Here is a 12,183-nt window from a genome sequence, read left to right as displayed (position 1 = left end):
CCATCGTGGCCGGCGCGTATCAGCCAATCCCGCGCAATCCACGGGCAGGAAATACAGGTAACAATGACAACAGTTATAGAAGTACCCGAGGCTGAGCCCGGGGTAGTTGCTCCCAGGAGCAAGTCCAAGGGCGGGGGTGGACTCGGCAGGTACATCGTGATCCGGTTCTTCCTGATCATCCCCACCGTCTTCATTTTGGTGACCCTCGTGTTCTTCCTGATGAGGGTCATCGGCGACCCCATCACGGCAGCACAGGGTGGCCGGCTTCCTCCCGATGTCCTGGCCCAGCGGATCCACGACGCCGGTTACGACAGGCCGGTCCTGGTGCAGTACTTCGAGTACCTGGGCCAGCTCCTCACCGGCAACTTCGGCACCACCATCACGGACCGGCGTCCGGTCGTCGAGGTACTCTTCACTTTTGGCGCAGCAACGCTCGAGCTTTCCATCAACGCGCTGATCGTCGCGCTCGCCGTCGGTATCCCCTTCGGCCTCATCGCTGCCCAGCACCGGGACAAGACCCCGGATGCCTTCCTGCGGTTCTTTGCAATCCTCTGCTACGCAACGCCGGTGTTCTTCTCAGGGCTGCTGCTTAAGCTGACCTTCTCCGTGTGGCTCGGGTGGCTCCCTGTAGCCGGCCGTGCGTCAACGCGGACTGAACTGACCATGAGCAGTCTCGCGGCGCCGTCGGGCATCTACTGGCTTGATGCCATCCGCAGCGGCAACTTCATGGCACTGGGCGACGTCGTCTCCCACGCCATCCTTCCCGCAATCGCCCTTGGTTTGCTCACCGCCGGCGTCTTCCTGCGGCTGGTCCGCACCAACGTGATCGGGACCCTGGGCAAGGACTACATCGAGGCAGGACGCTCACGGGGTGTCAGCGAGTTCCGGCTCGTGACCAAGCATGCCTACAAGCCGGCCCTCATCCCCATCATTACCGTGATGGGCCTGCAAATAGCGCTCATGCTGGGCGGTGCGATCCTGACGGAGACCACCTTCGAATGGAAAGGCCTTGGATACCAGCTCGTCCAGTACTTGAATGCCCGTGACTTCGTCGCGGTACAGGGCATCGTCGTCCTGCTGGCCATCATCGTGGCCGTCACCAACTTCATCGTGGACATCATTGCCGCGCTCATCGACCCCCGAGTGAGGTACTGACCATGAGCACCCCCACACTCACCCCGCCCAGGCAGCCGCTTTTCTCCCGGCTCCCGGTCATCTCGCATCTCAAAAAGAGCGTCGGGCTCCAACGCGGCATGCTCGTTGTGGGCGTCGTCCTCAGCGGGCTGTTCATCCTCACAAGCATCTTCGCGCCGCTGCTGGCGCCATACGGCTACTCCCAGCTCAGCGATGCATCTGGTTCCTTCCCCACCCAGCAAGCGCCGGGCGGCAAGCACCTGCTGGGAACCACTGTTGGCGGCTACGACGTCTTGTCGCGTGTCGTTTGGGGATCGCAGACCGCTGTAACGGTCATTATTGTCTCCGTTGCCATGTCACTGTTCCTCGGCGTCGCCCTTGGACTGCTTAGCGGTTACTTCGGCGGGTGGCTGGACCGGATACTGGTTGTGGTGGCCGACGCCATCTATGCCTTCCCCACCCTGCTTCTGGCAATCGTCATTTCCATCGTCATCAGCCGTGGCCAGTCCAGCTTCTGGGGCGGTATCTTCTCTTGCGCGTTCTCCATCACTGTGGTGTTCGTTCCGCAGTACTTCCGGGTGATCCGCGCCGAAACCATCAGGCTCAAGGCCGAACCGTTCGTTGAGTCGGCCAAGGTCCTTGGCGCCTCCAGCATGCGCATCATCGGGCGCCACATTTTCAAGAACGCCACCCGGACCCTGCCGCTCATGTTCACCCTCAACGCCTCCGAAGCGATCCTCACGTTGGCGGGCCTGGGCTTCCTGGGCTTCGGCATCGAACCCACCTCCGCGGCGGAATGGGGATTCGACCTCAATAAGGCACTGGCAGACACCTCCTCCGGTATCTGGTGGACAGGTGTCTTCCCCGGCATCGCGATCGTGCTCACTGTCCTGGGCCTCACACTCGTGGGCGAGAGCATCAACGACCTCAACGACCCCCGTATCCGGGGACGCAAACGTGCCGGAGGTGCCACCTCCACACCAGGAACGCCATCCGCACCAGGAACGCCGTCCACACCGGCAGAGGCAGGTAAACCATGACCACCAACCTTGGCCAGGTTTCGGACCAGGCACCCACAGGCCAGCCAGTACTGACCATTGACCGGCTGCAAGTCACCTTTGCCACCGACGGCGGAGACGTCCACGCAGTCAAGAACGTCAGCCTGGAGGTGAACCCCGGCGAAGTTGTCGCGATCGTGGGGGAGTCCGGTTCCGGAAAAACCGTGACAGCCAAGACCATTCTTGGCCTGCTTCCGGAAACAGCCATCAGCTCGGGCGCAGTTCTGATCAACGGCAACAACGTCATCAGCGTCAGCAAGTCCGCGCTGCGCAAGATCCGTGGCCGCGACGTGGCGATGGTGTTCCAGGAACCTTCCACCGCCTTGAACCCGGTCTTCACCGTCGGCTGGCAAATTGCCGAAGGCATCCGGGCACATGCATCCGACGGCAGGCGCATCTCGGCCAAGGAGGCGAAACTGAGAGCCACCGAGGCACTGCGCAAAGTGGGCATCCCCGACCCCGAAACCCGGGTCAACTACTACCCCCACCAGTTCTCCGGAGGTCAGAAGCAACGCGTGGTCATCGCTGCCGCGCTCGCCTTGGATCCGGGGCTGATCGTTGCCGATGAGCCCACCACCGCGCTCGACGTCACCGTACAAGCCGAGATCCTTCAACTGCTCCGGGATCTGCGGGACAACTACGGGACGTCCATTGTGCTCATTACCCACAACATGGGCGTCGTGGCCGACCTGGCAGACAGGGTGGTGGTCATGTACCAGGGCGATGTGGTGGAGGAGGCGCCCTCGAAGGTCCTCTTCGCCGAGCCCCGCCAGGAGTACACCCGCAAACTCCTCGCCGCAGTGCCTCACCTGGGCCGCCATTCGGCCTCCGAAGGAGCACGCAGCAGGCTTCACCAGGATGGAAAAGTCCTGGTGGAGGCAAAGAACCTCACCATTGAATACCCGGGCCGTTTCGGCAGGCATGGGTTCAAAGCGGTGGACAATGTCAGTTTCACCGTTTCGGAGAACGAGGTCTTTGGCCTGGTAGGGGAGTCGGGTTCAGGCAAGTCCACCATCGGACGGGCCATCGCCGGCCTGAACCGGACAACGGGCGGCAGCCTGAAGGTGCTGGGCTACGAAATGCTGGACTTCAAGGAGCGGACTTTCCGGCCGCTGCGCAAGGAGATCGGCTTTGTATTCCAGGATCCTGCAGCGTCTTTCAACCCGCACCTCACCATCGGTGAGTGCGTCGCCGAGCCGCTGATGATCCACACCAAGCCAGGTGCGGCTGAGGCGCGGAAAAAGGTCGGCGAGTTGCTCGAGTCAGTCCAGTTGCCGGCGTCGTACGCCCAGCGGTACCCGCACGAGCTCTCCGGCGGACAACGCCAGCGCGCCTCCCTGGCACGATCCCTGGCGCTGAACCCCCGGCTGCTGATCGCCGACGAACCGACGTCCGCGCTGGATGTGTCGGTGCAGGCCAAGGTACTGGACCTGTTCAAGGACATCCAGGAACAGTTCGGATTTGCTGCCCTCTTCATCAGCCACGACCTCGCAGTGGTGGACATGCTGTCCCACTGGGTGGGTGTCCTCTACAAGGGACAGCTGGTGGAGCAGGGGATCGGAAACCACGTGATGGGCTCACCGCAGCATGAGTACACCAAGCGTCTGATCGCCTCCTTGCCGGTGCCGGACCCCGAAGAACAAGCACGACGGCGGGAAGCGCACCGGGCACTGCTGGGCGGCTGACTTCCCGGAGCCGAGTGCTGAAAGGCGTGTCCTGCGGTGCGGGGCGCGCCTTTCCGGGCTGTGGCTGGGCAGCTACTCGGAGACGATGGCGATGTTGAACATCTTCCCTTGCGGCTGCTGCATGAAGATCCGCAGCCACAGCGGCAACCACATTTCCATGCCCCGTGCCGCGTCCAGTCCACCCAGGTCCCGGATGTGCCCGGGTTCCCACGCAAATTCCTGCAGCAAAGCAGAAACGGTGGACTTGGCGTCCAGGTCGTTGCCCGCAATGAACACGTCATGGGGACCGGGAAGACGGCCCGGATCCACCATCACCGGTGCACTGACCGTATTGAGCGACTTGACCACACGGGCCTTCGGGTAGCTCCGTTGGATGGTCTCGGCGATGCTGTCCGTGTTGCAAACCGTCAGAGGGGGCGGAAAGCCTTTGGAGCCATCCAGCGGGTTGGACACGTCAAGGAGGACCTTTCCGTTGAGGTTGTCCGCACCCGCCTCGGCAAGGACAGCCAGGCTGACTGTTCCCGGCGTGGCATTGATGATCAGGCTGGACCGGGAACACGCTTCCGCAAACGAGCCCGCATGCCCCCGGGCTCCCGCCTGTTCCGCCCACTGCACGCCCTTGGGGTTGCCTGATTCCCGGGACCCCATGGTGACTTCATGGCCCAGCTCCACCAGCTTGCCAGCCAATGCATGGCCCACCATCCCCGTGCCCAGAACCGCGATTTCCATGAAAGCTCCTTTGCCGAAACTACAGTGATGGTGCCATTGTGCTCCGCTTCATACGCGGAAAACACTGCGTCCCGCACCATAGACTTGGATGCATGACCGAGCAGAACAATGCCCTTCCCCATGACGACGATTCCTTCAACCCGGCCGCGAGCTCCCTGGCCGGCCACGTTGACCGCTCCGTCATGGACGAACTGCTGTCCATCCGGTCCAGCATCGACAACATCGACGCAACCTTGGTCTTCCTGCTCGCGGAGCGATTCAAGGCGACGCAGAAGGTGGGAGTGCTGAAGGCAACCCACAAGCTGCCGGCCGGGGACCCGGGCCGTGAAGCTGCCCAGATAGCCCGGCTCCGCCGTCTTGCCGAGGACGCCCACCTTGATCCTGCCTTCGCCGAGAAATTCCTGAACTTCATCATCAGCGAAGTGATCCGCCACCACGAGGCCATCGCCGAGGATCACCAGATTTCCAGCCAGCAGGCCTGATCCATGTCCTCTGTGACTGACCTGCGTGCAAGCGCGACTGCCCTGGGGCCGTGGCCGGGCAACGATCCCGCCGAGGCCATCCGGATCATCCGCGGGGAGCTGGGGGACCCGCATCTTCCTTTCCTGCCCGAACTGCCGGCCCGCGGGGTCGGGTCCGATGCCGTCGGCCGGACGGGTTCACTGCTCGTGGACCTGGACATCGACGTCCAGCCGCATGGATGGCGTTTGGTGGACAGGCCCGGCAAGGATGAACGGCGCGCGAGCTCGGCCCTGGCAACGGACATCAACATTCTGGCCGACGTGGCCGGTGCCGAGGACGTCTCAGCGACTGAACTCAAGATCCAGCTGATGGGCCCGTTGAGCCTGGCCGCCAGCCTTCACCTGCACAACGGCGAACGCGCGCTGCTGGACTACGGCGCCAGGCGGGACATTGCGGATTCTTTGGCGGCGGGCGTAGCGGAACACCTCCGCAAACTCTCCGCGGCCGTACCTGGCGCCCGCCTGGTGGTCCAGGTGGACGAACCGGAGATCGCTTCCGTCATGGCCGGAACCATCCCGACGGCGAGCGGTTACCGAACGCTGAGATCCATCGACGGCGAGGAAGTCACTGGCGCGTGGCGGTTGGTGATCGACGCACTCAAGGCTGCGGGCGTCGTCGAGACCGTCATTTCCGTCCCGGAAATCGAAGCACCCATTGATCGGATACTCGCCGCGGGTGCCGACGGCGTGGCGGTGCCGTTGAGGGCGCTGACTACACGCCAATGGGAGCAGCTCGCCGGTGCCGTGGAGGGCGGGAAGCGGGTATGGGCCGGTGCGTTGCCGACCGGCGATCCCAGGGCCCTGCTACCCAAGACCTCCGACGTCGTGGAGAGCATCTGGAAGCCTTGGCGCCAGCTCGGCCTGGAGGCCTCCGGCCTTGCCGGTCTCCGGGTCACACCTTCCACGGGGCTGGCGGACTTTACGCCGTCGGCGGCCAAGGACGTGCTGACGAAGCTGACTAAGGTTGCCGATGGCCTGGACCAACTGGCCCAGGGCTAGATCCGCGGCTCCCAACGGTCCGGTTCGGCATAGCGCGGAAGGGCCGTGCCGGGGACGGCGCCCGGCAGATAGGGCGCAAGTCGGTAGTCGAAACGACCCGCGTACACCAGCACCAGGCCGATCTGCGGCTGGATCACTTTGACTTGGATGCGGTGCTTGCCCTCGGCCTCATCCCACCACTGTTCGGCATAGGCTTTCGCATCCAACGCGGCTGGAAGGGGAAGGCGCAGCGGTCCCAGGAACAGCCGGCTCGCCTTGGAAATACCGCGAAGGCGGCCTTCATCGGTAACCGTGACGTCAAGGTCCGTGACCAGGCGGCGATACCGGCCAATATGGTCCACCAAGCGCGCCCGTTCGTTGGGTTGCTGTCCCGACGGCAGGACGGCGCTCGTCGTATCGTGGAACAGCCGCGTGCCGGTGGGGAAGTAGATCTCCCGCCTGGCCGTCAGGGCCGGACGGCCGAACGGGTCAACGTGTGCGTGGTTCTCGATGCGGAAAGGAATGCCCTCACCGTACTCCGGGAAGAATGCTTGCTCGCTCCCCGTGAGGGCGAGCAGGGGCCGCAGCCACCTCTGCCGGCAACCGACGACGTCAAAAACACCCTCCCCGATGCCATACGATCCGGAGCCGGCCGCCAGGGAAAAGTACTCCTGCACTTCCGGAGCCAACCTGGTGAAGTCATCACCGAGGGCAAGCTGGTAAATTGGCGCGTTCATGGCTGTCCTTCCTGGATCTGGAAACTAGAGACGACCGGCTGCTTTGAGCCTTATGTAGGTATCGGCGAGCAAAGGCGGCACGTCCAGCGGTTCGGCATCCACCACTTCGGCACCAAGCTGGCGCAATTGGGCAGTGACTGCCGCGCGCTCAAGAAGCGCGCGTTCGGCAGCGGCGGCCCGGAACACCTGGCTGGCCGTGGTCCGTTCGGCCTTCATCGCCGCAAGCAGGGGATCGCGAACCGAAGCAACAATCACCACGTGCTGGCGGGACAGTTGCGCCACGGTGGGGAGCAGTCCTTCTTCGGGGGCCCCGCCGTCGAGCGCCGTCAAAAGCACCACCAGCGAACGGTGCGCCGACACGGCGCGTACTTGCCCCGGGATCTGCTGCCAGTCAAGTTCGATCAGCTCTGCTTCCAACGGCGCCATTGCCTGGACGAGCTGCCCCAGCAGGTTCCCCTTGGATGCCGACTCGACCCTGGCGCGGAGCCTCCGGTCATACGCAAGGAAGTCCACGCGGTCCCCGCCGCGTTCGGCCAGCACCGCAAGCAGCAGCGCTGCCTCGATTCCCGTATCGAGCCGCGGTTCGTCCTCTATCCTGGCGGCCGCTGTTCGGGACGTGTCAAGCACGACGACGACGCGACGGTCGCGTTCCGGGCGCCAGGTCCTGACCACCACGGACGTGCGGCGGGCGGTGGCGCGCCAGTCGATGGACCGGACGTCATCGCCCCGGACGTAATCCCGTAGCGAGTCGAACTCGGTTCCGGCACCGCGGATCTGCACCGCTGCGCGGCCGTCCAGTTCACGGAGCTTCCTGAGCTTGGAGGGAAGATGGCGTTTCGAATGGAATGGTGGCAACACCCGCAACTGCCCGGGGAGTGGCCGGGTGCGTTGTCGGGCCGCCAAACCCAAGGGCCCCAACGAGCGGATGGTCACGTGCGGGCTTTCCAGATCCCCGCGTCTCCTGGGAACCAACGTCACACTCATCCGGCGACGCTCGCCCGCAGGAACGGCCAAGCGTTGCACGGGATTCGTGGCTCCGGCGGACGGCTGCCACGCATCCCGAATGACGGCGTTCAGTTTCCGTCCGGTGGCGTTGGTCACCGACACCACAGATTCCGCGCTGCCTGCCAATGTGACATTCCCGGGTTGCAAACGCTCCAGGACAAGCTTTGCCGGGGACGCTGCCAGAAGCAGATCCAGCACAAGCGCCAGCACCAGGACCACGCACACCAGCAGTACCGTCGGCCAGGACGGGAACAGCACCAGTGGCACCAACCCTGCCAGGGCCAGCACTACGAAGCGACCGGTGATGGCCATTCAGGCCCCCTCGGCCAAGCGGACTCGGATCACCGCGGCACCGGAACCGAGGCGAGAATGCTCCCCAGGACGTCGTCCACCTGGATACCGTCCATTTGGGCTTCGGGCCGGAGCCCCACCCGGTGCCGGAGGCACGGAAGTGACAAAGCTTTGACGTCGTCGGGTGTCACGAAGGTCCGGCCGGAAAGCCAGGCCCACGCCTTGGCCGTATTGAGCAGTGCCGTGGCACCACGGGGGGAGACGCCCAGTTGGAAGGACGGAGCGGACCTGGTCGCGCGGACAATGTCGACGATGTAAGACAGAAGTTCCGGAGCAACGGCAACCTGTGCAACTGCAGCCTGCGCCGATGAAAGGTCCGAGGCTCCCGCCACCGGCCGTACCCCGGCCGCAGCAAGGTCCCGCGGGTCAAAGCCATTGGCATGGCGTCGAATGACCTCGATCTCCTCCGCCCGTCCGGGCAGCGGCATGGTCAATTTGAGGAGGAAGCGGTCAAGCTGAGCTTCCGGGAGGGGGTAGGTTCCTTCGTACTCCACCGGGTTCTGGGTTGCCGCCACGATGAAAGGGACGGGGAGGGGACGCGAGACGCCATCAACCGACACCTGCCGCTCTTCCATCGCTTCCAGCAATGAAGCTTGGGTCTTGGGCGGCGTCCGGTTGATTTCGTCGGCCAACATGATGTTGGTGAAGACAGGGCCCTCGCGGAACGTGAATTCCGAGGAATGGGAGTCATAGACAAGCGAGCCCGTCACGTCGCCCGGCATCAAGTCCGGGGTGAACTGAACACGCTTGGTGTCCAGGCTCAGAGCCGTGGACAACGCCCGCACCAGGAGAGTTTTCGCCACACCTGGAACACCCTCCAACAGGACATGCCCGCCACAGAGCAGAGCGATCAGCATCCCGGTCACAGTGGGATCCTGCCCGACGACGGCCTTGCCGACTTCATCACGCACATTCAGCAGCGACTGGCGCGCCGGGTCCCCGGCAACCTGACGCTGGTGGCTTTCGTCGCTGGCCGGCACTTGGTTGTGCTGTGTCGAGGCATCGCCTTGCGGCGCGGCGTCGTCTTGTGTCATCGGGGCGTGTCGTGGCATCGCCCCGCCCATGTACTGGCTGTTTGAGTCCGTGTAACTGTTCGGCTGGCTGCTCATCGGCTCCTGGCCTCCTGTTCTATTCGTTCAAGCTCTTGTGCCCACTGCACCAGTTGTCCTTCGGTTCCCGGCCTGAAGTCGACCAGGACTGACCGAACTTCCGGGGCCGGCCTCCCCAGCCGCCGGGCGGATGCGTCCACTACGGCGTCCGTGCTTGCGTCCGCTCCGAGGTTGAAATGGCGGGCAAGGCGGGTCAGGGTGCCCGCCCGCAGGTTCCCGGCCGCTCGTTCCACTGCCCGCGCATCCTGGTAAAGCCGTGCCCTTCCTTCGGCCGTTTCGGCTGCCTTGACCACAACGGGAAGTGGTTCGAAAACAAGGGGTCCAAGCCGCCGCCCACGCCAGCCGATGGCTAGCAGAGTCACGATGCCCAGCCAAGGCCCTGCGTAAGCCAACCATTTGGGTGCAAGTTCGCTGAGTGTGGGAGCCGTATCGGTCGCGGAGATGTCCTTGACTCCGGGCAGATACCAGATGAGGTCGGGGTTGTTCCCCAGTGTACGAAGCGCCAGTGCGGCGTTGCCCTGCGTGGCAAGATGCTCATTGTCCACCAGGTCCGTGCTGCCCAGGACTATCAACCGGCCGTCGGTTGATGCTGCATACAAACCGGGCCCGTCACCGCGGCTGGAGTAGCACATCTCGGGTCCCGCATAGACGGAGCCCTGCGCTGACACCGGGCCCGAGACCGTGGCATCCTCCACGGTACAGGCAGGTTCGATGACCGTTTGGCCCTCGGGAATCACACCGCCGGGACGGAATCCGGGACCAAGCCCGTTGAGTGTTCGCAGCCTTGGCTTGACCACCACCACGCGGTCTGCGGCTGCCGCGAGGTCCTGAATCCGGGATTGGTCGAGGTACCCGCGGGGGTCATAGAGAAAGACCGTGGTCTGGTCCTTATCCGACAACGCCGACACCGTGTCGTCGTAGGAATCCGTGGTGGTCAGGGCCACTCCGTGCCGTCCCAGGATCTCCGCTGCGGCCATTGCCCCATCGGGGGCCGGGTTCCGCGCGGAGAGCGCCCGGGAGTCCGTCCCGCCGGACATGCTGGTGACGGCAAGATACGTCACCAAACCCACCAGAAGTGCGCCGAGCGCAATCCACGTCAGGTGTTTCCGGAACCATTGGGTGAAAGCCTGCCCGGGGGAGGGGACAGGGGATCCTGCCTCATGATCCTGAGCGGGCTGTTTGGCGGTCAGTGTCATCGGGGCACCGCGAATCCAGTGTGGACGGCGCCGTCAAAGTCGGGCTTCATCGTCAGCAATTCAGCATCCAGCCCGCGGGTGGACTCATAGTCGGCGCGGGTTGCACCCTGCTCACCGTAGCGGACGGCATCGAACAGGAGGGCTGCTGCACCCAGGCGCGGTTGCACCGTGCTGAAGACCTGCCCCAGTTGCGCCGATGCTTCATCCGCGGTCCTGCCGGCCCGGACATCGATGATGTCCCGCTCTTCCGCCGATCGGACCAAAGCCCGGAACTGATCGACGACGGCGGCCGCCCAGTCGCCGTCGTTGGCAGCAGCTGACGCCCGTCTCCGGTAACCGTCGGCGTCGGCGGTGGCGTCGGCACCATAAATGTCATCAGTGCGGTTGGCGCGGCGGGCATTCAGCCGGGGCCGGACCACGAAAACCGCCACGATGATGAGCACCACGGCGATGGCAACAATCGCGGGCAGGGCGAAATTGGTGTCCGGACCTGTTCCGTCGCCCTCCAACGATGAAAGCCAATCAAGGAAGTCACGCCATAGCTGGTCCAGCCATCCGGGGCGGGCATCGGAATATTGGGGTTTTCCAAGTTCTTCGATGGCCCAGCGCCGGGCTTCGTCGCGCTCCGGAGTCACAGGTGGTTCCATCGATAACAAAGGAGTAATCACTGCTACGGGTGATGCCGTCATACCGTGGGCCAGCCGACAGGACCCGGCGCAGCCGAGGGGCCGCCGGGCACTCCGTCAGGGTTGGCGCCCGTCTCCAGCATCCTCATCAACTCAACATCAAGGCCGTCGCGCCGCATGCGGAGATCCATGTAGATCAACGCAGAGACAGAGGACTGGAAAGCGAACGTCACCGATCCCACGAGGGCTTGGATTGCGGTGGTGATGACAGTGGTGATGACAAGCATGGAAGTGGTGGTTTCAGCATCGGGATGGGGTGCCACGGTTTCGCTGATGAATGCTGCAGCCAGGGATGCCGGGATCTGGACAACCTGGGCGATGATGCCCAGCATCAGGGTCACCACCAGGGTGATCCCGAATATCCGCCACCAATTGTTTTTGGTCAGCTGCCAGGACCGGAGGAGGCCGTCGTAGACGCCCGTTTGCTCCACCACGATGACGGCCGGCGAAAGCATCAGTTTCAGGGCGATCCAGACAAAGACGACGATGGAGCCAAGGCCGAGGGGAAGGACAATCAACAGCGCACCGGGGCCCATCGCGGTCAACAGGAGCACTGCGATGCCCACCACGGCGGCCCAAGCCAGTATTCCGCCGATGGTCAACAGTCCGGCAACGCCCAACAAGGGAAGGATCCGTTTCCCGGCAAGCTTCCACATCTGTTTGAAGCCCGTCCGCCGGTTGAGGACGGAACGGGCGACAGGGACTGCCAGAACACCCTGAAGGACAGACCCGAGGAATCCAAGCAGCAGCGTGACCCCGAGGGCTCCCGCCATAATGGCGAAAATCGGGCCCATGGCTTCATTGAATTCAGCCCTGGAGTCCACTGATTCCAGGGAGACCGTCATTTGGAGCATCACCAGTGAGATAACCCCGGTGAAGACTGCTCCCAGCGCCTGCACGAGCAACGCCGAGCCAAACATGGAGGCAGCGTTGCGACGGATCGTCTGGAAGGATCCGTCCAGGATTTCGCCGAACTGCAATGGACGCAGCGGGA

General features: G+C 63.9%; 12 protein-coding genes. 5 read left to right on the top strand and 7 right to left on the bottom strand.

Annotated features, from left to right (window positions below; all coding sequences use genetic code 11):
• Window positions 1-63 precede the first annotated feature (63 nt).
• The 3 genes from PYR64_RS12300 to PYR64_RS12290 are packed head-to-tail and all read left to right on the top strand — an operon-like array spanning window position 64 to window position 3,877.
• Entirely contained in the window at window positions 64-1,155 is a 1,092-nt protein-coding gene (locus PYR64_RS12300; protein WP_275775466.1) for an ABC transporter permease, read from the top strand.
• A gap of 2 nt (window positions 1,156-1,157) precedes the next feature.
• Complete coding sequence (locus tag PYR64_RS12295; RefSeq protein ID WP_035733098.1) at window positions 1,158-2,174, top strand: ABC transporter permease; 1,017 nt, start codon at window positions 1,158-1,160, stop codon at window positions 2,172-2,174.
• Window positions 2,171-3,877 (top strand): ABC transporter ATP-binding protein, encoded by a 1,707-nt coding sequence (locus tag PYR64_RS12290; RefSeq protein WP_018776453.1) that lies wholly within the window; start codon window positions 2,171-2,173, stop codon window positions 3,875-3,877. Before PYR64_RS12295 ends, PYR64_RS12290 begins: the two co-directional genes overlap by 4 nt.
• A 72-nt stretch (window positions 3,878-3,949) precedes the next feature.
• On the opposite strand, the gene PYR64_RS12285 is transcribed toward PYR64_RS12290, so the two are convergent.
• A complete protein-coding gene (locus tag PYR64_RS12285; RefSeq protein ID WP_275775464.1) occupies window positions 3,950-4,606 on the bottom strand; it encodes an NAD(P)-binding domain-containing protein in 657 nt (218 codons plus the stop codon).
• A 92-nt stretch (window positions 4,607-4,698) separates the two neighbouring features.
• Here PYR64_RS12285 and PYR64_RS12280 point away from each other — a divergent pair, with 92 nt between their 5' ends.
• Complete coding sequence (locus tag PYR64_RS12280) at window positions 4,699-5,088, top strand: chorismate mutase (protein WP_018776451.1); 390 nt, start codon at window positions 4,699-4,701, stop codon at window positions 5,086-5,088.
• Window positions 5,089-5,091: 3 nt separating this feature from the next.
• Window positions 5,092-6,126 carry a hypothetical protein gene (locus tag PYR64_RS12275; RefSeq protein WP_018776450.1) on the top strand — a complete coding sequence of 345 codons (1,035 nt, stop codon included), beginning with the start codon at window positions 5,092-5,094 and terminating at the stop codon, window positions 6,124-6,126.
• Here PYR64_RS12275 and PYR64_RS12270 read toward each other — a convergent pair.
• From PYR64_RS12270 to PYR64_RS12245, 6 genes are read right to left on the bottom strand one after another with little or no spacing between them, the layout of a single operon-like run.
• Complete coding sequence (locus tag PYR64_RS12270) at window positions 6,123-6,842, bottom strand: DUF4166 domain-containing protein (protein WP_055971954.1); 720 nt, start codon at window positions 6,840-6,842, stop codon at window positions 6,123-6,125. The genes PYR64_RS12275 and PYR64_RS12270 overlap by 4 nt on opposite strands.
• Window positions 6,843-6,866: 24 nt before the next feature.
• Window positions 6,867-8,159: a DUF58 domain-containing protein gene (locus tag PYR64_RS12265; RefSeq protein WP_275775460.1), complete on the bottom strand. Its 1,293-nt coding sequence runs from the start codon at window positions 8,157-8,159 to the stop codon at window positions 6,867-6,869.
• A gap of 29 nt (window positions 8,160-8,188) precedes the next feature.
• On the bottom strand, window positions 8,189-9,307 hold the full coding sequence (locus PYR64_RS12260) for a MoxR family ATPase (protein ID WP_200942023.1): 1,119 nt from the start codon (window positions 9,305-9,307) through the stop codon (window positions 8,189-8,191).
• A complete protein-coding gene (locus PYR64_RS12255) occupies window positions 9,304-10,503 on the bottom strand; it encodes a DUF4350 domain-containing protein (RefSeq protein WP_039242137.1) in 1,200 nt (399 codons plus the stop codon). The genes PYR64_RS12260 and PYR64_RS12255 overlap by 4 nt, the downstream gene beginning before the upstream one ends.
• Window positions 10,500-11,138 carry a DUF4129 domain-containing protein gene (locus PYR64_RS12250; RefSeq protein ID WP_018776445.1) on the bottom strand — a complete coding sequence of 213 codons (639 nt, stop codon included), beginning with the start codon at window positions 11,136-11,138 and terminating at the stop codon, window positions 10,500-10,502. Before PYR64_RS12250 ends, PYR64_RS12255 begins: the two co-directional genes overlap by 4 nt.
• A 50-nt stretch (window positions 11,139-11,188) precedes the next feature.
• Window positions 11,189-12,169, bottom strand: coding sequence for a glycerophosphoryl diester phosphodiesterase membrane domain-containing protein (locus PYR64_RS12245; protein WP_039242135.1), 981 nt, complete (start codon window positions 12,167-12,169; stop codon window positions 11,189-11,191).
• Window positions 12,170-12,183: the final 14 nt, after the last annotated feature.

This window comes from Paenarthrobacter sp. Y-19 (genome assembly GCF_029223985.1).
In the GTDB taxonomy this organism is placed as follows: Bacteria; Actinomycetota; Actinomycetes; order Actinomycetales; family Micrococcaceae; genus Arthrobacter; species Arthrobacter nicotinovorans.
This window is presented reverse-complemented; position numbering and strand designations above follow the sequence as displayed.